Annotated in this window: 26 protein-coding genes; 17 read left to right on the plus strand and 9 right to left on the minus strand. The window is 25.3% G+C overall.

From position 1 onward, the window contains the following. The first annotated feature begins 13 nt into the window (after positions 1 to 13). From AAHF53_RS02005 to AAHF53_RS02025, 5 genes are all read left to right on the plus strand, one after another. Complete coding sequence (locus tag AAHF53_RS02005; protein ID WP_342190067.1) at positions 14 to 832, plus strand: Cof-type HAD-IIB family hydrolase; 819 nt, start codon at positions 14 to 16, stop codon at positions 830 to 832. 32 nt (positions 833 to 864) lie between these two features. Continuing rightward, positions 865 to 2,397, plus strand: a complete 1,533-nt coding sequence (gene gpmI, locus AAHF53_RS02010; protein WP_342190068.1) for a 2,3-bisphosphoglycerate-independent phosphoglycerate mutase — start codon at positions 865 to 867, stop codon at positions 2,395 to 2,397. Between the two features lie 25 nt (positions 2,398 to 2,422). After that, entirely contained in the window at positions 2,423 to 3,928 is a 1,506-nt protein-coding gene (locus AAHF53_RS02015) for a dicarboxylate/amino acid:cation symporter (protein ID WP_338967051.1), read from the plus strand. A gap of 238 nt (positions 3,929 to 4,166) precedes the next feature. Continuing rightward, positions 4,167 to 5,003: a MurR/RpiR family transcriptional regulator gene (locus AAHF53_RS02020; protein WP_342190069.1), complete on the plus strand. Its 837-nt coding sequence runs from the start codon at positions 4,167 to 4,169 to the stop codon at positions 5,001 to 5,003. Between the two features lie 226 nt (positions 5,004 to 5,229). Beyond that, the gene (locus AAHF53_RS02025) at positions 5,230 to 5,535 is read left to right on the plus strand and encodes a DNA cytosine methyltransferase (protein WP_342190070.1); all 306 of its coding nucleotides are present in this window, start codon (positions 5,230 to 5,232) and stop codon (positions 5,533 to 5,535) included. Between the two features lie 456 nt (positions 5,536 to 5,991). Here AAHF53_RS02025 and AAHF53_RS02030 read toward each other — a convergent pair whose 3' ends face one another. From AAHF53_RS02030 to AAHF53_RS02070, 9 genes are all read right to left on the minus strand, one after another. After that, positions 5,992 to 6,177: a hypothetical protein gene (locus AAHF53_RS02030; protein ID WP_342189996.1), complete on the minus strand. Its 186-nt coding sequence runs from the start codon at positions 6,175 to 6,177 to the stop codon at positions 5,992 to 5,994. A 222-nt stretch (positions 6,178 to 6,399) separates the two neighbouring features. Beyond that, positions 6,400 to 6,648, minus strand: coding sequence for a hypothetical protein (locus tag AAHF53_RS02035; protein WP_338967900.1), 249 nt, complete (start codon positions 6,646 to 6,648; stop codon positions 6,400 to 6,402). Between the two features lie 2 nt (positions 6,649 to 6,650). Beyond that, positions 6,651 to 6,935 carry a hypothetical protein gene (locus tag AAHF53_RS02040; RefSeq protein ID WP_342190071.1) on the minus strand — a complete coding sequence of 95 codons (285 nt, stop codon included), beginning with the start codon at positions 6,933 to 6,935 and terminating at the stop codon, positions 6,651 to 6,653. Between the two features lie 3 nt (positions 6,936 to 6,938). Beyond that, complete coding sequence (locus AAHF53_RS02045; protein WP_342190072.1) at positions 6,939 to 7,925, minus strand: hypothetical protein; 987 nt, start codon at positions 7,923 to 7,925, stop codon at positions 6,939 to 6,941. A gap of 24 nt (positions 7,926 to 7,949) precedes the next feature. Then, positions 7,950 to 8,195, minus strand: a complete 246-nt coding sequence (locus AAHF53_RS02050; RefSeq protein ID WP_342189776.1) for a hypothetical protein — start codon at positions 8,193 to 8,195, stop codon at positions 7,950 to 7,952. Between the two features lie 19 nt (positions 8,196 to 8,214). Continuing rightward, positions 8,215 to 8,349, minus strand: coding sequence for a hypothetical protein (locus AAHF53_RS02055; protein WP_338968593.1), 135 nt, complete (start codon positions 8,347 to 8,349; stop codon positions 8,215 to 8,217). An 11-nt stretch (positions 8,350 to 8,360) separates the two neighbouring features. Beyond that, entirely contained in the window at positions 8,361 to 8,591 is a 231-nt protein-coding gene (locus AAHF53_RS02060; protein WP_342190073.1) for a hypothetical protein, read from the minus strand. A gap of 3 nt (positions 8,592 to 8,594) precedes the next feature. Next, positions 8,595 to 8,738, minus strand: a complete 144-nt coding sequence (locus AAHF53_RS02065; RefSeq protein WP_342189778.1) for a hypothetical protein — start codon at positions 8,736 to 8,738, stop codon at positions 8,595 to 8,597. Between the two features lie 17 nt (positions 8,739 to 8,755). Further along, complete coding sequence (locus AAHF53_RS02070) at positions 8,756 to 9,028, minus strand: hypothetical protein (protein WP_342189779.1); 273 nt, start codon at positions 9,026 to 9,028, stop codon at positions 8,756 to 8,758. A gap of 325 nt (positions 9,029 to 9,353) precedes the next feature. Here AAHF53_RS02070 and AAHF53_RS02075 point away from each other — a divergent pair, with 325 nt between their 5' ends. From AAHF53_RS02075 to AAHF53_RS02130, 12 genes are all read left to right on the plus strand, one after another. Further along, a complete protein-coding gene (locus tag AAHF53_RS02075; RefSeq protein WP_342190074.1) occupies positions 9,354 to 9,698 on the plus strand; it encodes a hypothetical protein in 345 nt (114 codons plus the stop codon). A 170-nt stretch (positions 9,699 to 9,868) separates the two neighbouring features. Continuing rightward, positions 9,869 to 11,506 (plus strand): APC family permease, encoded by a 1,638-nt coding sequence (locus AAHF53_RS02080; RefSeq protein ID WP_342190075.1) that lies wholly within the window; start codon positions 9,869 to 9,871, stop codon positions 11,504 to 11,506. Between the two features lie 353 nt (positions 11,507 to 11,859). Further along, positions 11,860 to 12,240 carry a hypothetical protein gene (locus AAHF53_RS02085; protein WP_342190077.1) on the plus strand — a complete coding sequence of 127 codons (381 nt, stop codon included), beginning with the start codon at positions 11,860 to 11,862 and terminating at the stop codon, positions 12,238 to 12,240. A 238-nt stretch (positions 12,241 to 12,478) separates the two neighbouring features. Beyond that, positions 12,479 to 13,516, plus strand: a complete 1,038-nt coding sequence (locus AAHF53_RS02090) for an MFS transporter (protein WP_342190078.1) — start codon at positions 12,479 to 12,481, stop codon at positions 13,514 to 13,516. Continuing rightward, entirely contained in the window at positions 13,504 to 14,706 is a 1,203-nt protein-coding gene (locus AAHF53_RS02095; RefSeq protein ID WP_342190079.1) for a HesA/MoeB/ThiF family protein, read from the plus strand. The genes AAHF53_RS02090 and AAHF53_RS02095 overlap by 13 nt, the downstream gene beginning before the upstream one ends. A gap of 196 nt (positions 14,707 to 14,902) precedes the next feature. Next, complete coding sequence (locus AAHF53_RS02100) at positions 14,903 to 17,929, plus strand: DEAD/DEAH box helicase family protein (protein WP_342190080.1); 3,027 nt, start codon at positions 14,903 to 14,905, stop codon at positions 17,927 to 17,929. Positions 17,930 to 18,042: 113 nt separating this feature from the next. Beyond that, on the plus strand, positions 18,043 to 19,008 hold the full coding sequence (locus tag AAHF53_RS02105; RefSeq protein ID WP_342190081.1) for a ComEC/Rec2 family competence protein: 966 nt from the start codon (positions 18,043 to 18,045) through the stop codon (positions 19,006 to 19,008). A 399-nt stretch (positions 19,009 to 19,407) separates the two neighbouring features. Beyond that, on the plus strand, positions 19,408 to 20,400 hold the full coding sequence (locus AAHF53_RS02110) for a hypothetical protein (RefSeq protein WP_342190082.1): 993 nt from the start codon (positions 19,408 to 19,410) through the stop codon (positions 20,398 to 20,400). A gap of 307 nt (positions 20,401 to 20,707) precedes the next feature. Beyond that, on the plus strand, positions 20,708 to 21,322 hold the full coding sequence (locus AAHF53_RS02115; protein ID WP_342190083.1) for an ankyrin repeat domain-containing protein: 615 nt from the start codon (positions 20,708 to 20,710) through the stop codon (positions 21,320 to 21,322). Beyond that, positions 21,291 to 21,650 (plus strand): hypothetical protein, encoded by a 360-nt coding sequence (locus tag AAHF53_RS02120; RefSeq protein WP_342190084.1) that lies wholly within the window; start codon positions 21,291 to 21,293, stop codon positions 21,648 to 21,650. The genes AAHF53_RS02115 and AAHF53_RS02120 overlap by 32 nt, the downstream gene beginning before the upstream one ends. Beyond that, on the plus strand, positions 21,644 to 22,600 hold the full coding sequence (locus AAHF53_RS02125) for an SGNH/GDSL hydrolase family protein (protein WP_342190085.1): 957 nt from the start codon (positions 21,644 to 21,646) through the stop codon (positions 22,598 to 22,600). The genes AAHF53_RS02120 and AAHF53_RS02125 overlap by 7 nt, the downstream gene beginning before the upstream one ends. A gap of 80 nt (positions 22,601 to 22,680) precedes the next feature. Then, on the plus strand, positions 22,681 to 22,854 hold the full coding sequence (locus AAHF53_RS02130) for a hypothetical protein (protein WP_342190086.1): 174 nt from the start codon (positions 22,681 to 22,683) through the stop codon (positions 22,852 to 22,854). Positions 22,855 to 22,956 lie beyond the last annotated feature (102 nt).

Raw genomic sequence — 22,956 nt, forward strand, 5'->3', positions numbered from 1 at the left:
AGTGATAAATAGTATGAATATTAAAGTAATTGCAATTGATATTGATGGCACTTTATTAACTGATAAAGGAAAAATATTAGATGATACTAGGGAGACTATTATTCAAGCGCAAGAGAAAGGCATTAAAGTTGTTTTAGCAACGGGAAGGGCACCTAGTGCAGCACTTTTATATGCTCAGCAATTAAAGTTAGATGAGTATGCGCAACATATTATTTGTTTTAATGGTTGTGTTATTTATGATTTAAAAACTAAAAAGAATATTTGAAATGCTCATTTAAATGAAGAGGATACAAAATATATTTATGAAATTATTAAAAAATATGATTTGAATTTTTGAGGTTATGGTTTAAAAAATTCTGCTTATACAAGAAAAAAATCTGTTGCGATTATGCGAGAAGCAAAAATAAATCCTAAATATAAGTTAAAGGTTTTAAATGATTGCCAAGCATTGCCAGCTTGTTATACATTAACTATTAGTTTAGATGATTTAGAGGATAAGATTTGTGAAAATTTTAAAATTGAAATTGAAGCTAATAAACGAATTAGAATAACATCGTCATCGTTAGAAAAATATCAATATTTAGAGATTATGCCAGCAAATTTTGATAAATCTAAAGCTTTAAAGTTTCTTGTGAATAAATGACATCTTAAACTAAAAAATTGTATGGCAATTGGTGATTCTTTAAATGATTATGAAATGTTACAAAAAGCTGGTTTAGGAATAATGATGAAAAATGGTTATTCAGATTTAATAAAAGTAGCAACAGATATGTGTGATAGTAATAATAAAAATGGTGTTGGTAAAGCGATACTTAAATATATTTTAAAATAATATTGATGAAAATAAGAGAAGGAAAGAGAAAGATGAGAACTAAAAATCCAATATTATTAGCAATTTTAGATGGTTTTGGCATTGCTGCTGAACAAGCTTCTAATGCCGTTACGAAAGCTAAGATGGAACATTTTAAATATTTACAAAGTACTTATCCGTCATTAGCAATTCATGCTTCAGGAAAATGAGTTGGTTTACCAGATGGACAAATGGGAAACTCGGAAGTGGGCCATTTGCATATTGGTGCGGGAAGAATTTTATATCAATCATTATCGCTAATTAATAATGCTATTGGTGATAAATCTTTTTATGAAAATCCAGCTCTGTTAGCTGCTATTTATCAAGCTAAAAGTAATAATTCTCGATTGCATATTATTGGTTTATTATCTGATGGTGGCGTTCATTCGCATATTAATCATTTATTAGCAATTTTGACAATGGCAAAAGAGCAACAGTTTAAAGATGTTTATGTGCATGCGATTTTAGATGGTCGTGATACTAAACAGGATGTTGCTAAAAAGTACTTAACAAAGTTAATGTCGGCGATGAATGAATTACAAGTTGGATATTTATCTAGTATTTCGGGAAGATATTACGCAATGGATCGTGACCAACGATGAGAGCGAATGAAGTTAGCGTATGATGTCATTGTGCAACGGAATGGCGCTAGTTTTAGTAATCCTTTAACATATATTGATGATGAATATGCTTGTTCTCGTAATGATGAATTTATTATTCCGGCATATAATGAACAAGTTGCTGATGGTCATATTAAAGATAATGATAGTGTAATTTTTACTAATTTCCGTCCTGACCGTGCTATTCAATTAGCTGCGGCAATAACTAATCGTGAATATGTGTGAAATTCAGAAGTAGTTCGTAATAATTTATTTTTTGTAACAATGACAGAATATAGTGTTGATGTTAAAGCTAATCAAATTGCTTTTCAAAGTCAAAATGTGAATAATGGTCTTGGTGAATGAATTAGTAAGCAAGGATTAGAACAATTACGAATTGCTGAAACCGAAAAATATGCTCATGTTACTTATTTCTTTGATGGTGGCAGAGATATTATGTTTTCTGGTGAAGACCGCGTATTAGTTTCTTCACCACGAGTTGCCACTTATGACTTAAAACCAGAAATGGCTGCCAACGAAGTTACTAAGGAATTAATTAGTAAAATTAAAATGCAAAAATATGATTTGATTGTTCTTAATTTTGCTAATCCTGATATGGTAGGTCATACTGGTAATTTATTAGCTACTATTAAAGCATTACAAGTAGTTGATAAATGTTTAAAAGAAATATATGAACCATTAAAATCGTTAGGGGGCATTATGGTATTAACAGCTGATCATGGTAATGCTGAAATTATGATTGATGAGACGGGTGATATTAATAAGAAACATACTTCACAATTAGTGCCGTTAGTTATTACTAAATCAGATTTAAAATTGGTAACAAATACCGATATTAGTTTAGCAAATATTGCTCCAACAATTTGTGATTTATTAGGAATTAGCATTCCTGATGAAATGACAAGTAAATCAATTATTAAAAAATAACTTTATTTTGAAGGGAGGTAAATATATGCCAGAAGATAAAAAAGTTGACATTTTAAAGGATTTTTTTAGTATTTCAACTTGACAATCGTTAGTTATTATTTTAATTTTCCTTGTTTTAGTTGTAAGTTTAGGAATTTTAGTTAAGTTAACTAAAATGCGATTTAGTTTTCGAATTTTTACTGCTATTGGTGGTGGTGTTATCTTTGCAATTGGTATTCAAGCGATATTAGGTTTTCCTAATGATGATAGTGCTACTAGTATTTGAAAGGAATTCTTAGAGGATAAAAAAACAGAAAATCCTAATTACAATCTTTGATTGCATCAAGTTATTACTTGGATAACATTGTTAAAAACTATTTTTATTAATGGAATGTTGATGTTATCTGTTCCCGTTGTATTTTTAGCAATTGCTCGGGTGGTTGCTAAGCCACATACTAGTGGTTTAGCAACAATGACAATTAAAGGCATTATTATTTTATTAATTAATGTTGCTGTTGCTTATACAGTGACATATTTAGTTGGTATGGTATTAGACATTGGTAGTGGTTTAAATTTACAACCAGAAGGAATGCGTGATGAAACTACGGTTAAGGAATTACCAGAAGTAATTAGTAACTATATGCCAGCAAATTTTATTGGGGCTTTTGTTGGGGGTGCTATTATTCCAGTAATGGTTATTGCGGCGTTAGTTGGATATGCGATTAAAAAGCAAAGCAAACGGTATGAACGAGAAATGAATACTTCAAGAGATACTTTAGAGCGCTTTTGAAAAATTGTGATGTCAATGTTAATGACTTTTATGAAGTTTATGCCCTATGCTGTAATGTCAATGGTAACAGTTGCTATTATTGGTGGTCCAATTGCCCACTTAGTAGATATTGGTAAAGTAATGGGAACAGCGTACATTGGTTTATTTATTAGTTTAGTGTGGCATACATTAACGATATTATTTTTTGGGATTAATCCCGTACAGTGATGAAAATTTGCTTGGAAACCCGTTATTCAAGGCTTTGCAACGCAATCATTTCAAGCAACAATTCCTATATCAATTGATGCCTTAAAAGATGATATGAAAATTAAAGAAGAAGCCGTAAACTTAGTATTACCATTATCTTCAACGATGGGATTAACTGGATGTGCTGGTGTTCAAGCTGGTGTTGTTTTAATGTTTGTTTATAACGGTGCTAGTAGTATTAATAGTCAATATTCAGTATGGATTTGATTTTTAATGGGATTAATTGTTACCGTTATTACTTCATTAGGAATTGCTGGTGTTCCTGGTACAGCACCATTAGTTACTGCTGGTGTTTTATCGGGGTTAGGATTTCCTACATATTATGGTACGGTATATACTTATTTGGGAGCACTAGATGGGATTCTTGATATGGGAAGAACGGCGGTTAATGTTGCTGGTGGTTTACAAGCAACAACAATTGTGGCCCGAATGCAAAATAAAATTACTGAACCGCAAATGATTCTTTTTAATTATCGGAAAAAAAATCGCCAAAAAAATAAAAATAAGATTCACTAAACGATATTTTTTTCACAAAACACACCCTTAGGTGTGTTTTTATTTACCATTTATATTAATTATAAGCGGTTTTAATTAAGAAAAAGAAAATAAAAGATTGTTTAGCAATTAATAATTGAATGTGTTTTCATATTGTGAAAAGTGAAGGCAATTTAGCAATATTAGAAATTTAATTGCTATTATTTCTTATAAGGAAGTTCTTTAATTTCTAATAATATCATTTGAGGGGGAGAAGCAAGTGGAAATTAATAAAATTATTTCACAAATTAAAGAACTTGCAACCTCTACTCATAATTATGCGTTATTAGCAAATTATATTATTACTAATACTCAAAAGGTTATTACTTTTCGGATTAATGATTTAGCAAATAAGACATATGTTTCAACATCTACGGTGTCACGATTTGTTAAATTATTAGGTTTGAGTGGATATAATGAATTTCAACATGTTTTAAAATATTATTTGCATAATATTGCTGGTGACTATATTAGTCATTCATCGCCTGATAATAAAGGTGATTATATAAAAACATTATATGAGAATACTACTAAAAGTTTGCAAGATACTCATAACATTATTGATACTAAAAAAATTGAGCAGGTTAGTTTATATTTGACTAAAACTCAAGAAGTTATTCTCATTGCGGGGCAAGCATCATATGTTCCTTGCCTTGATTTAGCAGAAAAATTAATTCGTTTAGGTTTTAATGTTAAGTTTAGTAATAATGCTTATATTCAAAATACTTATTGTAAACTATCAAGTAAAAATAGTCTTGTTATTGCTGTGAGTTATTCGGGAATTAATTTTGAGGTGTTGCGTAATTTAAAAATTGTTAAAGGTAATAATAGTCATATTGTAACTGTTACTAAACGAAATAAAAATGAAGTAAATAGTTATAGTGATGTTGCGCTCCATGTTTTGTCCAATGAATCAATTGAGCGGTATGTATCGTTAACAAGTCATTTAACTTTAATATATTTATTTGATGCTATTTTTGTTACGGTTTTAGAAAAATATCATAATAAATATATTCATAATTTAAGAAAAACGAAGTTGGATTATGATTTAAAATAGATTAATTTATTATTTGTTACATATATATGTTTTGATTATTTTAGGGGATGCTTTTATGAAGTATTCTTTTTTCATAAGCAAATAAGAAAATTAGTAATTACTAATTTTTAAAAAATAGTTCTAACTAACAAATAGTCAATTTTTTGTGTTAACATTATAAAGAATATTTTAAATTATTTAAGGAAGTATTCTAATTATTATTTATATGAGAGGAGTATTATTCATAATGAAACTAAATATAGGTACTGTTTTTAGCGGAATTGGTGCATTTGAACAAGCCCTAGAAAAAATGAATTTAGCATATAATGTTGTATTTGCTTGTGATAATGATAAGTATGTTAAGCAATCTTATTTTGCAAATTATGATATCTCTGAAGAAAATTGATATAACGATATTATTCAATTAAATAAAGGAGAAACTTGGAAAATTATCTTAGAAAAATTTAAAAGCACTAATTATAACATTAAATTTCAACTTTTAAATGCCAAAGATTATGGAGGGTCGCGTTTAGTTTTCTTAGGTATTTTTTAAAAAAGAAAAAATAGTCATTTACTATAAATTATTTCAATATGCAAATTAAGTATATATTTCTTATGTATGATTTTTGTTGTAAAAAATTATTTTAATGTTGTTTTTATAAGCATTTTACTTAGTTTTTATAACCTTTTATTAAGAATATGTTTGTTAATATTAAATATTTTGTTTTATTAATTATTTTTCAAGTAAAAAGGTAATAAATTTTTAGTTGCTTTTCTTTCAAAATTATTCAAATCTTTACCCACCTAACAAAACTTTATGCGCCCTTATAATTACCACTATTGTAATGCATATATCTAAATATCCTAGTATCTCATAAGTGAAATTAATAATTAAAATTTTTCATATAATAACTTCAAATCATTAATTTCCAATTTTAAAAATGAAATGAAAAAGATAATAATCATAAAAATGTAAAGTAAAATTCTCCATCAATATTTTTTTAAAGAATTAATGAGTTTGTTTGATTTCATTTTTCAAGGCTCTTTTTCTTTTAATTTTTTGAATAATCAAGCGGATGAATTTTTCAAATTTAATTGCAAAATATATTGCTCCGCCTCATCAAAAAACAAATATTCCCGCTAGCATAATACCACTATTGAACTTGCCAAAGAAATTAACCATTTCTTTATTCATAAAGTCATTAAATTCGTCACTTGTTCCGGTTATTCATTTAGCATCACTTACTGTTAATGCACAAATTAATAAGCTTATAAAGATGAAAACGATACTTAATACGATTTTTAACCACTGCTTTTTAAAAGAATTTTTAATTTTAATGGCATTTTTTCTTTTGAATTATCTTTTTTAAATAATTTTCCTAAAAGTTTTTTCATTTTAATTCTCCTTTCATATTTTTTATCGTCCTTTAATCACAATAAATAAAGCAATCAGCACACAAGTTACACCAAGAATGGTAAAAATTGGGTGTTGCGAAAATGTTCGTGCCATTGGTTTAAACAAATCTAAAATTGTTAAATTGCTAGTAATAAACTTTTGGAAATTGGCAAGCCCTTCGCTAATATAGTTCGTTAAAGTTTCAAAATGACTACCAGCTAATAATCCAAGAACAGTTATTAAGATAAAAATAATAATTAGTTTAAACATTGTTAGTTACCTTGTTTTGTTTTTATTGGTTTTATTTGTTTTTTAGCTTTTCCTCATGCACTTAACCGCCCTTTATTTTTAACGGCATATTGGCGTTGTTTTTCTAAATTAACTTGTTGACTACCAAATCCAAGAATAATTGCCATAAGAAATTCTACAGCCAGCGTTAAGAATAGAGAAAATATTAGTTGAATATTCGTTCCTGGTACTTCCAAACTTCAAATTAAATCAAAAACTTTATAAAGCATTTGGGCGAGAAAGTCGGCCATTTTTGCAAGATTTTCCATTTTTTATTGTTCCTTTTCTTTCATTTTTCTTAAAAATTTACTAAATTTATCCATTTTTAAGTATTCTAAGTCTTCTAAATCAATTGCCGTATCAGTATAGTATTTATCTTCATAATCAGGATTTACTTTTGCATTTAAGTAATCTCTTAAAAATGCTAGGTAAAAAGAATTGTAAGTGTTTAATATTGGTAGCGGGATTTTTAGTTTAAAAAAATAAATATCAAGTTCAGGAATATCACGATATTTAATGCGACGACCCTTTTTGCTATTTTTAGCATCAATTAAGGTGTTTCGTCAGCGTTCATATTCTTCAATGCTTGTAAAGGTGCCATAGATGACTTTTAAGTAGGGGCGAAAAATATTAACGGGTTTTTTGCGAATTCCCACAATCACATTATTGGCAATATCACGAACTTTAACTCAAATATGTTTATCTCTTTGACCGCTAGCCAGCACAATATGACCGAAATGGCGTGCCAGAGCGAAATATTCTTGAATACCGGTTTCTTCGTTTTTGGTATTATTTTTTTCTCAATCAGTTCCTTCTAAAAATAAGTTAGTTTCATCTCATAAAAGTAAGGTTTTGTCTGGCAATACCGGATAATCAAAATCTAATAATCCCATATGTCCTAAACTTAATTTTTGGGTTTCTAGTAATGGAAAGGTTGAGGCGATATGATATTTCTTCTTTTTTAGTAATTTTGATGCGTATACTAGAAAAGCAGTTTTTCCAGTTCCTAATGAACCAATCACAATATTTAATGGTGAATTTTTTAAGAAATTAATAACTTTGTTAATTTGTGTTAAATTACCGATTTTAAAAAGAAAAATTAAAATACAACCTGCTAAAAATAAATAGCTTACAATGTTTTTAAAATAACCGTTGTAAATATATCAAATTGCTCCGCAATGTCATAAAATTAAAAATGAGATGCGATTCAATTCAATAAAATGGTTATTTTTTTCTATTATTCATTTGCAAAATTTCATCTTGCACCTCACTTTATTTTTTTGTTAGCGTACCGCTCCAAGTAATTTTTCAAACATTTTAAAGCAAATAAAGAATATTGCCAAAATAAATGGAAAAATGAATATTCAGTAGTCAGCAAAGAAGTTACCGACTTGTGGCATATTAACAGCAATAATTTCTCACATTTTAGTAAAAGCCGTTATAATTGCATTTCATAATTTAGTCATCGCGTCACTAGCTGTTATTTTTTCTACTGTTGCAGGTGCATCAGCCAAGAAAGTTCCAAACATATAATCACCCCCTTTCTTTTTAAAACATTCATCATTTATATTCAAAGTTTTTCTTAAATTTGTTAAAGCCACGATTAACCTTAACACGATTATATTTTTTCCTAATTAATTTTGAATTTCTTTGGGAATGCATCACAATGTAACTTCTTGACATTAATTTTTTCCCTATCTAAATACTGATATGGTTTTTCAAAGTAGCATTAGAACAAATCACACCATAATCGCTGTTAATAATCAAAAAGCAATGTTTGCTATTAAAAGTCAAAGTGTTTCTTGAGTTAAATCAATTTCTTTACCACCACTAATATGAGCCGGAATCGTTGTAATTTGAATAAATAAATCTCAGAAAGTTTGTTTGATTTGTTCTCAATTAAATTCTTTTAAATTTACCGTCATTTTTTATCTCCCAAAAATCATTTTTATTGGTAAATACATAATTGAAATTAATGCGAAAAGAAAAGTAATGATAATAATTAATCCGGCAATAAATGCAACTTGTGCAGGCATTTTTTCTATCGGAATAAACAGTTCTAAGAATTCCATGATAATTTTTCAAAACATTATTTTTTATCCGCGTTATTTTCTTTTGAATTAGGAGCTTTAACTCATTCCTCAAAGCGAGCAATAAATACTTTTTCGTCTTTCGTGAAATTACCAGTATTATTTTTAATGGCATTTTTATATTTAATTCGCATTTTTATTTTGGCATAAATTTTATAAGCAAAATATGCCAATAGCATGATGCTGATAATAATAAATATTAATTCAATCGTGAGGGCGCATAAAGTTTTGTTAGGTGGGTAAAGATTTGAATAATTTTGAAAGAAAAGCAACTAAAAATTTATTACCTTTTTACTTGAAAAATAATTAATAAAACAAAATATTTAATATTAACAAACATATTCTTAATAAAAGGTTATAAAAACTAAGTAAAATGCTTATAAAAACAACATTAAAATAATTTTTTACAACAAAAATCATACATAAGAAATATATACTTAATTTGCATATTGAAATAATTTATAGTAAATGACTATTTTTTCTTTTTTAAAAAATACCTAAGAAAACTAAACGCGACCGTATGATGATTTTATAACTTTATTAGAAGACAAAACTGCTATTAGTAAAGTTGATTTTCTTAAAAAACTTATTAAGATAATGGGTGCTAATATTAATGATAAAACTAGTATTGAAAAAGAAACTATTTTAGATTATTTAACTAAAATTCTTGGTAATAAATGATTTCAAGATAATGCTTTGCAAAACATTATTGATAATAAAAGTATTTGAGAAGAAGATGGTGATTATATTGCTGATTTTGTTAATAAATTAAGTTATATTCAGGATACAAAAGCAGAAATTGTTTATGATCCGAGTGCAGGGTTAGTATTTTATAATATAACGATAGAAAAGCAAGAATTTAAATTTAGTTGAAAGTTTTCTTATAGTAACGAGAAAAAATTAATAGGAATGAAAATATTTAATTTTGAACAACTTAATTAAATACATATTTAGTAAATAAAACGGTAACTACCGTTTTATTTTTTAAAACAATTTTATAATTGTAAAATTGTTTTAATATTTATATTTATTATTGTTATAATAAATATATATATAATACTATGAAAATAAAAAAATTAAATAAAATTAATAATTTAGAAGGGAAAAAATATATGAGTCAAAATGTCGCAAGAAAATATGGTTTATTTATGTGCCTCTGTATGGTTGTGGGGACAGTAATTGGAACTGGGATTTTCTTTAAAAATGAAGGTGTTTACGGCTTTGTTAATGGTAATGGAATTTTAGGAATCATTGCTTGAATTATTGGTGGTGTTGTAGCAATTTCTTTTGGTTTATCATTTATGGAAATTTCATCGGCAAAACAAGATAGTAATTCGGGAATTGCTTTATATGCAAAAATGTTTGCTGGTAGTAAATTTGGTCGTGTTGTTCGTAACGCAATGAATAATATTTATTTGCCATTAACTGCTTTTACAGTAGCTTATTATACTAGTAAGGCTTCTGTTTGAGCAATTGGTGGCGGTCAAGATGCGGAAATGCGTTTAGCAAATGTCTTAGGTGGTTCTAATGTGTATGAATTATTATTAAGTATTTTTGCAGTTTTATATACTTTATTTGTTATTGTTTGTTGCATTTATAATGAATCAATTAGTAAATGAGTACAAATGATTACCGTTGTTTTAAAATTAATACCATTAATTTTTATTGGTGTTGCTGGATTAATTGTTGTTAATGCAGGAGCAGGTGCTTTTTTAGAAACTGGATTAGGTGATCCAAAAAAATATGAAATTGTTAAAAATAAAGGTCATTTTGAAATGCTATTAATGGCGTTACCAGGAATTCTTTTTGCCTTTGATGGTTTTTTATCAACAACTTATATTCAAAAAGATGTTCGGAATTCTAGTAAAAATATTCCTTTAGCCTTAGTTTTTGGTTTAACAGGAATTACTTTTATTTATGTTTTAACTTCAATTTCAACATTAAATTTAGACCCTAGTGGTAGCGTTGCTATTGCTGCGGGGAAAATATTTAATAATCCAACAGTTAATGCTGTTTGTACGCGCTTAATTTTTATTTTTATTCTTATTAGTGCTTTTGGCACTTTAAATGGTTATTGTTTTTCAATGACAAAGTTAACAAGGTCATCATTAGATGATGGTTTTGTTGTTGGTAACGATAAAATATGACAAAAAGTTATTAATCGTTTTGGTATTAAAACAGCAACATTAATGGTGATGGGAGTATTATTTGCAGTTTGAATTGTAATTATGGCACTACCAACGATAGTTACTGATGATAATTATAATTTCTTTGATTTTATTAGTAATGCTGGTGTTGTGATGGCATTTATGTTATATGGTGTAATTATTTTTTATGGTTTATTAAATCGTTATCGTAAAAAAATTAAAACGCTTAATGCTTGATATTTTATTCCGGCAGCGATTATTTCCATATTATGTATTACTTTAATATTGGGATATAATGTTTATTCTTACTTTGCTTTATTAGTAACCTCTGAAAATAAAGTAGGAGCAATTTTACAAATTTTCTTTTTACTATTAATTCTTGCTTTGCCTTGATTAGGATTATTTATGAAAGATAATGAATTAGAAAATGATAATGAAGCTGGTAATGCATCAGAACTTGGACAATCAACAAGTGATAATGGGACGACAAATAATTTTTCTAATGATAATAATGTGCCAGAAATTTATGTTTCTCTGGGACAAATTACTCCTAATGAGACTGGTAATGATTCTGAATTTGGTGATGAAATTACAGAATTATAAAATAGTATAATATATCTTAGTGGGCGCATAAAGTTTTGTTAGGTGGGTAAAGATTTGAATAATTTTGAAAGAAAAGCAACTAAAAATTTATTACCTTTTTACTTGAAAAATAATTAATAAAACAAAATATTTAATATTAACAAACATATTCTTAATAAAAGGTTATAAAAACTAAGTAAAATGCTTATAAAAACAACATTAAAATAATTTTTTACAACAAAAATCATACATAAGAAATATATACTTAATTTGCATATTGAAATAATTTATAGTAAATGACTATTTTTTCTTTTTTAAAAAATACCTAAGAAAACTAAACGCGACCTATCTTAGTTAAAGGGGATGTATTATATATGGCAAAAATAAATCCAACAGGACTAATAATTCTTAAAATATTAATGATGATTGGCGCTATTTGAATTATGGTTTTTGCAGTTGCGATTGCAATTAGTAAAGATGAAAATGCTGGTGTGATGTATGGTTTAAAAATTTCGTGACCGTTATTATTATTTTTAGGGTTAGTATATATATTGATTCCTTTTTCTGTTAAAGTGGGAATTTGATCATTAGTTTGAGGTGCTTTAATAGCAACCCTATCAATCATTATTCTTATTGGTAGTCTTATTGATGTTGATTATAAATCAATATGAACTTATTTTGGAGCAGCACCTTATGCGTTTTTAGCAGTAGGTTCAGTCTTATGAACATTAACATCATTTAAAACAAAAAAATAAAATTCTTATTTTTATAAGTGAAGCTTTGGCTTCACTTTTTTAATTGAAAAATTTATCTCATTAAATTTTTATTTTTAAATTTTGTATAATATTACAAAATAAATTTAGATAAAATATTAATATTTTCTAAAATTGGTACATAAATTCAATTAATATGATTTAATTAGCTTGGTGTTACAATTTTAAAATAATAAAATAAAAATAATTGTTTTATTTATGAAAGGATTATGATTAATAGATGTTAAAACGATACTATTTGATTACTGCGTTTTTTCACTTTTTTAGAGCTTTACCGCATGCAATCTTGTTTACTTATTTTATTAGTAAGGGGGTTACTATTAGTAATTATGGGTTAGTTCAAACTTTATTTTTTATTGGTATTGTTTCCTTTGAAATTCCTAGTGGTGTTTTTAGTGATTTATATTGTAAAAAAAATGTTAAAGTGATTTCATTATTAATTAATGCTTTAGCATTTGTTGGGGTATTTTTATCTTCTAATATTGTTTTTTTAATAATTTGTTATTTTATTTATGGTATTTCTTCTGCTCTTGATACTGGTTCCATTGATGCTTTTATTGTTAATAAATTATCACAAGAAAATAATAAGGAACAATTAATAAAGAAATTTATTAGTTATAATAATGGTTTTATGCTTTTAGCAATGATTATTGGAGCAACAACGGGAATATTTTTATACCAATTAATTGATGGTGTTATTTATTTAATTTCTGCCACAAGTTTTATAATTTTAGCATTTTTTGTTTTTTGGTTTTTTGATAAAGAAGTTAAATCAGAAAGCAATATAACGATAAGAAGTCAGTTTAAAAAAACATTTGCTGTTTTTAATTACAAAGAAGGAATATTTATATTTATTTTAATTATTATTATTTTACAGTTTCCTTTACAAGCAATAATGCAATATTGACAAATTCTTTTAAAACAAATTAATTTTAATATTCAATATAATAGTATTTTTTATTCGTTAATATTATTTTCAACAGCACTTTTTTCTTATATTTTTAAATTTGTAAACATTAAAGAAAAATTGCTTCCTATTTTTATGTTAATCTATTTGATTGGAGGATTATTTTTCTTTTTAAATAATGTTATTGTGATGGCAATAGTATTTTTTATTGTAACATTGGCGAATACATTTATTATGTTATTCTATAATAATAAAATTCAAAATGCGATTTCATCAAAACAAAGGTCAACGATTACTTCAACAATTAGTTTTTTAGTCGTATTGTTTCAATGGTTGCAATGTTGGTCTTAACATTATTTAATAGAATTTTAAATAATCCTTTTTCAGCTTTTGCAACTGTGATTTTTATTGGTGCTATTAGTTTATTTATAGTATTTTTTATTTTGCAAAATAGCAATTCAAGACAAAAAGTCGCTTTTGATGCAAATTTAGATTATAAAATTCCTTATCATATTAATTTAGTTACTAACTATAAAAAAAAGCGCATTCAAATTATTGGCACGGATGTTAAATTTTTAAAAAATTTACGATTTAGTTGACGAAAGCAAGAATTTTTAAAATTTTTTAATAATTTTCAAAATAAACAATTTAAGTTAATAGAGTTAAAAGATTTTTTAATTGCAAATAATAAAAAATCGCATCGTCATATTAATAATTTTATTTCATTTTTATTACGAAATAAAATTATTTTATCGGATGAATTAATTGATATGCAAGACCGCTATTCGCGCCATAATTTATATTTTGAAATGATTGGTAATAATAATTTTAATTTTTTAAATTCAAAAACAATAACCTTAGTTGGTGCGGGTGGTATTGGTACTAACATTGCTCTTTTATTAACAGTTGCGGGTATTAAAAAAATATATTTGGTAGATGATGACATTGTTGAATTATCAAATTTAACTAGACAATATATATTTTCAGAAAAAGAAGTTGGTCAAAAAAAAGGTAAAGTGCTTAAAAAACAGTTACTAAAACGAAATCATAATTGTGAAATTGAGCATCTTGATTTTAAAATTTCTAAAGATAATTATGAAGAAATTGCTTTGAAAATAAATGATAGTAATTTTATTATTGTTTCTGCTGATTCTAGTTTTTTAGTTTATTATTTAATAAATGAAATCGCAACTAAATATAAAATTCCTTATAGTATTGCGGGGTATGTTAATAAGTATGGGATTGTTGGACCGTTAATAGTTCCCGAAGTAACTAAATGTTGAAACTGTATTGTTCCCCAAGATAAAAAACCAACTCTTAAATTTTGAAATTCAAATTTTAAATCACCAAGTTATGGTCCTTTAAATAGTTTAGTTAGTTCTATTCAAGTAAATGAGATTTTAAGATATTTTGCTAATGCTAAAGGAATAGAAACATTAGGAAAACGAATGTTTATTAATTCGGAAAGTTATCAGATTTCTTTTGAAAATACAAAGAAATTTAACTTGTGTAAACTTTGTTTTGTCAAGAAAGGGGTGTAGTTATTATGTTTGAAGTTATTACTCAAAATTAATTATTAAAATAAAATTTTTATACGATGTGTTTAATAAATTTCATTAAACACATCGTATTTTGTTTTGTTAATGTTATTTATTTTATTTACAAATAAAATAACAAATTTTTAATTAAGGTGGTATATAATCTTATTACAACAAGGAAATAAAGAGTGATTTATAAATGAAAGAAAAAGGTTATTATGATTTATTATTAAAATTAGGTGAAACAATTAATGAAGATTATATTGTTAAAAATCTTAATGATGAAAAAAATGCTATTAAAGACATTGATAAATATTTATTGAAGCAATTTAATAATATTTTAAGTATTAAATTGCAAGAACATAAAACAGTTGATGATAAGTTAAAATTTTTAAATCAAATTATTGGTATTTATAGTGAACAATCACAATTATCTAATAATGTTTTATTACAAATAGGTAATGATTTGCAAGAAAAAGTTAGTTATCATCAAGACATTCGATTAATTGATAATCACTTATTTACTAATGAAAATGAACAAGAATTAATTAATGAAATTAATAAAGAAATTAAAACTGCTGATAGTGTTTATTTTATTTATCCTTTTATTTCTAAGGGAATGATTAATAAAATTAGAAATTCTTTTTTGTATGCTCAACAACATAATATTAAGATTAATTTTATTACGACAACTTTTGATGATATTGCTTTATTTGTTAATTTATATGAATTAGAAAACTTAGTTAATAGTTATAATAATATTTTAATTAGGGTAGAAGATAATACTGAAAAGCGTAGCGAAAGAATTCATATTAAAGCAGCGATTTTTAAAAGAAAATCAGGTTTTTCAACAGCAATTGTCGGCTCTTCTAATTTAACTTATAAGGGAATGATGCGTGGAAGAGAATGAAATATTAAAATTAGTGAGTTTAGTAATCCTAATTTATATTATCATCTCTTTCATGAATATGAAAAAATTTGAAATGATAATCTTGTTAATTTTAATAATGCTAATGAGCGTGAGATATTACTAACAAGAATTGATAATAATCGTTTACATATTAAAGCACAAAGTGAGGGAACGATAACAAGAAAATATTCAATGTATGATTTTCAGCAAAAAATTGTTAATCGTTTACAATATCGTCGCAAGATTAATAAAACTAAGCATTTAATTATTATGGCTACAGGAACTGGGAAAACTATTATTAGTGCTTTTGATTATTTAAATCAAATTAAAGAAAATAATAATTTTCGCCCCCGATTATTATTTTTAGCTCATCAACGAGAAATTATTGATCAAGCAATATTAACTTTTCGTAATGTTTTACAAGATAATAAGTTTGGTTGTGTTTTTTATGAAAATCAAACATTAGATAATACTAATTATTTATTTGCTACTGTGCAATCAGTTTATCGTAATTTAAAAAAGTTTTTACCGGATCAGTTTGATGTTATTATTTTTGATGAAGCCCATCATATTGCTGCTAAATCATTTGTAACGATTTTTAATTATTTTCAATCAAAACAAGTTATTGGTTTAACAGCAACTCCCGAAAGGGAAGATAATAAGTTAATTACGCCGTATTTTGATAATGAATTTGCATATGAATTACGATTATGAGATGCTATTAATCAACGCTTATTATCGCCATTTGACTATTATTGTATTGATGATATTAGTAGTAATCTTGAAGGTATTGATTTAAATAATGATGTTGAATTGTTTAAGAAGTTGAATACTAGTGAACGCAATAAATTATTATTTAGTGTGATAAATAATTATATTGGTATTTATGCTCAACCATTTTGTTTAGTATTTTGTATCACAACAACGCATGCTAAAATTGTTGCTAATTTTCTTCAAAAGGAAGGGTTACAGGCTGCTTATTTAACTAATGAAGTATCTCAAGAGCGAACAACAATTATTAATAATTTTAAAAAGGGTAAAATTAATTATTTATGTGTTGTTAATATGTTTAATGAAGGCATTGATGTTCCGCAAATTGATACAATTATAATGTTACGACCAACAAGTTCAAAAACTATTTATTTACAACAATTAGGTCGTGGTTTAAGAAAAACTGACAGTAAAAATAAGTTAGAAGTTTATGATTTAATTGCTAATGTTGATAAAAAATATGATATTACTGTGGGAATTAAAAATCTTTATAATTCTCATTTAGAAAGAAATAAAGCATTTTTAGGTGGTAATAGTGGTTTACCCTATGGGTGTACGATTACTTTAGAGAAACGCAGTCAAAAAGTTATTTTGGCAAACTTACAAAAATGATATGAAAATAAAAAACGCATCCATTTAGTTATTAAACATTATTATCGGATTTATGGTGTTGATGGTTTAGTTAAAGTTTTACAAGATTATGAATTAACCTTATGGGAATTTTATAATTTTTTAAATGATTTTTATTTAAAAATTGGTCAAGATATTAAAGTTTATGCAAATGGTATTAATAATTCTAATCGTAATAAAAATCTTTTAAAGCAATTTTTATTTCTTAATGATTATCATTTAATAAATTATTTTTATCAGCGATTGTTAAAAAACATTAATAATGAAGCAATTAATTATGAATATGATAATTTATTAATTTGTTCGCTTTTATATGAAGTAACTAGTATGAAAGCCTTTTTAAAAGTGTTTCCTAATTATTTAGCAATTGATGATTTAGTAGCAGAATTTATTAATCATAATAAATTAGTTGTTAATGAACTAGTAATGATATTAAAATATAAATTAGAAAATGAAACCTTATTAGTTAATGAACATAATTTTTTGTTGTATCCATTGTTAGCTTATGAATCAATATTTACTGTTCGTCAAGCCTTATGTGCAATTCGTCGCGTAAATTTTATTAAACAATTAGGTGAATTAAGAATTATTGCTTTTCAAGCGGGACATTTAACTTTTGATCAAACAAAAGCAGTTATTTTTGCTGATGTTGCTGGTAGTAAATATGGTAAGAAAACGAAATATAATGCTACAAGTAAAGAATATTGGTGGTCAATTCCTGAGGATAAAACAATGCAAAGTAAACTAGTGAATGATTTACAAAATTTAAAAATTGCTAAATTTTTATTTTTAGATAATAAAATTAATCACAATTTACCAAATTTATATTTAAAACTTTATAATTTTATTGGTTTGGGAAAATACATTGATTGTGTACAAGAAGATTACATTACTGTAAAGTTTTTGATAGAATAAATGTATATACAATAACTTTGATTGGAGGCATTTTATTTAAAAAATTTTTATAATTAAAATTACAAGAATTTGATGAATTAGAAAAAATGTTGCCAAAATAAGGAATGATAGTTATGACGAGAAGTAATTTATTTAAAGTTAGTTTAGTAGTTAGTAATATTTTTTTAGTAGTATCTTGTAGTAAAATTAGTGATTTTTTACTTAATAATCCACAATTACAATATCATATGTTAGCAGTTGGTAATGGTTTATCAACGATTATTACGAATTCGCAATATAAAAATCGGGCAATAATGTTTGATACGGGTATTGGCGGTAATCCGCAAGATTGATGAAAAAATAAATATGCAAAAAATAATTTTGTTGCTAATTATTTAAAAAACCTAGAAATTAATCAATTAGATGCAATTTTTATTTCTCACGATCATACTGACCATACAAGTAATTTAGAAACGATTGTTAATACGGTTAATGTTAAAAATATTTATGGTAGTCGTTCATTTTTTGAACGCTATCAAGGCAAAGCCAGCAAAAAATGACCAAAACAATGAGCAGATTTAAAAATTATTGTGCAAGATGTTAAGCCAAGTTATAATATCTTAGGTTTATCATTTGATAATTTAACTTATAAAATTCAGGACTTTATTAATAGCAATTCAAGTAAAGATGAAAATAATCAAAGCTTAGTATTATCTTTTGTTTATCAAAATCAGCGGTTTTTATTAACAGGCGATACCGAAAAGAAAGTAGAACAAGAGTTATTAAAAAAGAATTTGCTTTCAGAAGTTAATTTTTTACAAGTAGCCCATCATGGTAGTAAAACATCAAGTTCATTGTCATTTTTAAATAAGATTAAACCTAAAACTTGCTTTGCTTCGGGTGTTAATCCTGATACTTATGGATTAGAATATGTTGGTAATAAAAGTCATATTTATCCAACAGCAGAAGTAATGGCTAATTTAAAAACTGTTGGTTGTGATTTTTCTTGAACAGGAAAAGATGGAACATTAGTTTATACAGTTACAAATAGTAAGGCACAAGTTCAAAAATTAAATTATCATATTAAAAATTATACATAAATTGTTTTGATAAAATTAGGGCGCATAAAGTTTTGTTAGGTGGGTAAAGATTTGAATAATTTTGAAAGAAAAGCAACTAAAAATTTATTACCTTTTTACTTGAAAAATAATTAATAAAACAAAATATTTAATATTAACAAACATATTCTTAATAAAAGGTTATAAAAACTAAGTAAAATGCTTATAAAAACAACATTAAAATAATTTTTTACAACAAAAATCATACATAAGAAATATATACTTAATTTGCATATTGAAATAATTTATAGTAAATGACTATTTTTTCTTTTTTAAAAAATACCTAAGAAAACTAAACGCGACCCTAATGGTGACTCTTGTTGACTTACTGGTATTTTTAAAGAAAATGTCACAATTAATACATTATTTAAAATTAAAAATGTGCCAAAAAATCAAGATGAAGGTTATATTTTTAAAGTTAAGGAATTTTTTGAAAAGGAATTTGATTTTGATAAGCATATGTTAACTATCGGTCAGAAAAGAGATGAAGTTTATCATTTAGTAAATAAATGAATCCAAAAAATTATTGGTAATAATGATTTTAAATTAAAACTTTCAGAATTTGAATTAAAACAAAAATTTAATTATATTGTTGAAAATTCAAATGAAGTACCAACAGGTGATTATTTTGATTTTGAGATTAAAATTAATGATGAAAGTAATACTTTTAGATTTAAAGCTAAGAATGTTATTAAAAGTGAAAATCATTTATCTTTATTAAAGATTACTAAATTTTTTAGTAATGAATTTGAGTATTATGACCATAATCTAACAGTGGGGCATACAATTCAAGATGTATATAATTTGCTTCATAAATTAATTTCCAAACAGTTTAATAATCAAGTATCATATTTTTTAACATTAAAAAATTCTAAAATTACAAGTGATTTTTTAAATAGCAGTTTTTGTGAAAATGAAACTGATGATTTATCATTTGAATTAGATATTACTAATTTTCATTCAAAAATTTATCGTTTTATTCAAGACTATAATAATAATGATATAAATTTTGATTTTAATATTTGTATTAATAATGATGTTCAAGGTGAATTTACATTTAAAATCAGAAATATTGGACCTAATATAAATAAAAAAATAATTAAAAATATTAGGGAGTTATTTAATAAAGATTATGATTTTAAAATTACTAACCATACGCCATTTTCTTTTATCTATGCTGTTGTTGAAAAAGAAATTATTAATTGATTTCGTTTACCATTGTCATTTAACTTAAAAATTTGTGAACAAAATTTATTAAATAATAAGGTTGCTGATTACTATGATTTAACATTAGATGAAATTGCAATTCATTTTAAAGTTTTTGTGGCTGGTGAAAGTGAGCAATTTCCGTTGAAAATTAAAATTATTAAATAATTATTAAAATTAGGATATTTTGAAAGTAAAAAATTTTATTGCCAATGAAAAAGTGTTAATGATAATTTTTGATGCTGAACTAATTTTACATTTTTTGTTAGAAGAGAAAAATATCTAATATCAGATTAAATAGTGTGATTAAGATGTTAAATAGTTTAACTAGCAATTATTTTGAAGAAAAACAGGAGTAATAAGAAAGAAAAAGCAGAAAATTATTATCAGGATACATATAACTTAATAGTAAAATGTTTTTAATTTGATAAATTAAATTCTGATAATTTAATAATTTATAAGGGAGAATTAAGTAATGATTGATGGCATCTTTTTAGTAAGAAAAAATAACTTAGTAGTAAAAATACCAGAATTTTTATATGATGAAATCAAAATATATAATGGTATGAAATTACAAGAACTGAAAGAACTATTAAATAAAAAAGCGACTAAAAAAAATATTTTAGCATCTAATGATTTAAAAGTAAGAGATGAATTTTTAAAATTTCAACAAAAATGTCTTTTGGAATATGTTATTGATGATAATAATAATGAAGAAATTATTTTTTTAAGTTCTGACTTAGGCGAAGTTATTAATATTAGTGACATTATCAATCAAACAGAATCTAAAGCACAACAAGATATTATTAAATTAAAAATATTTAATTTAATAACTGATTATCCAAGAATATCACCGAGTTATGTTCTTGTTTTATTAGCTTTATGTGGTAATGTTAATATTACTAATGAGAATGGTGATACTTTACTTCATTTAGCAGTAAAAATTAATAATTTAAGTTTAGCAAAGGAATTAATCCAGAGTGGCATTAATATTAATGCTTGTAATCAAGTAGGCACTACGCCACTTCATATTGCTACTTCTATTGGCGCGCACATTAATGATACAGTTATTATTAACAAATGGAGCTAATATTCATATTTTCAATGAAAAAAAAGTTTCACCCCTTTCAATTGTCTTGTCAGAAGCAGATGAAAGAAAAATTAAATTATTGCGAGAAAACGAAATTAATAATCAAATGATAGCAACTAAATCAAATTCAGATATCAGATATAATAATTTATATTTTTTAGGTGATAGTTTATCTGATAGTGGAGCGTTTATTGGTGTTGCTAGAGAATTTAATATTTTTAATATTTTTAAATCACAAGAATTTGAAGCTCCACTTTACAAAGATTTTTGTAGTAATGGTCCGACATATTCACAAATTTTAGCTAATAAATTAATAATCAAATGATAGCAACTAAATCAAATTCAGATATCAGATATAATAATTTATATTTTTTAGGTGATAGTTTATCTGATAGTGGAGCGTTTATTGGTGTTGCTAGAGAATTTAATATTTTTAATATTTTTAAATCACAAGAATTTGAAGCTCCACTTTACAAAGATTTTTGTAGTAATGGTCCGACATATTCACAAATTTTAGCTAATAAATTAGGAATCAAATTAGTTCCTGCTTGAAGATTTAAGTTTTTAAAACAAATTTATGAAAAGATTGGTAATAATTACGCTGTTGCTGGTGCACAAATAACAAAGTTACCTTTTTGAAAACTTAAAAGTATTTTCTGCAATAATTTTTCGTTGCCTAAACAAGCAAAGACTTTGCTTAAACATCATCAATTAACTGAAAATGATTTAGTTATTATTAATATTGGTGGTAATGAATTAATAAATGCAGTTAACATTTCTGATATTAATGAAAGTAAAGCTACTATCAATAATGCTATCAATATTCAAAAAGCTACTATTATTAATCTAATTAATAATAATGCTCGTAAAATTATTGTTGCTAATGCTCCTGATATTAGCAAGACTCCTTCGTTTTTAAATTCATATAATATGGATAAAGCAAAAAATCTTTCGGAATATTTTAACAGTGTATGATTAGAAGGAATGAAGCAATTACAAACAAAATATCCACAAATTATTAAATTATTTGATTTGAATGTTGTTTTTAATAAAAATTTAGATGAATTTCAAAAAAAAGGTGGAATTACTAATAAGGGTTCTACTGATGTTAATTACAGTTGTATTTTATTTGGTTTGAATGTTAAACCTGAGTTTAATGAAGATTGTGATTTTTATAATATTAATGATTATTTTTTCTTTGATTTTATTCATCCAACAAGTTGGGTTCATGAACAATTAGGAGATATTATTTATGATTTAAGTCAAAGTAAATGGTAATAAATTTTTAAAAATATTGTTAAATATTTTAGATTCATTGTCAAATATTAAAAATCATTAATAAAATCTCATTGTCAAATTTGAATATATTTTTATCAGTTTTGCCAAAAAGTTGAATTCTTACAATAAATGAGTTATTTAAAAAATCACAATGGATTATTAGTTCTGATGCCATTAGAAGTAATGCTAATGAGCATTTCTGAATTAGCAATTTGGAATTTAGTTCTTGTAATAGTAGTCAAAACACTATATAATTAACAAGTAATTAGGGCAGATGAAGGTGAGGGTTTCCTCACCTTCATCTAATTTAAAAGTCATAATTAAAATGTTGACAATAATAGTGTTAGAAGGAGTAA

The sequence above is a fragment of the Spiroplasma endosymbiont of Dilophus febrilis genome (assembly GCF_964030685.1).
Lineage (GTDB): Bacteria > Bacillota_I > Bacilli_A > Mycoplasmatales > Nriv7 > Nriv7.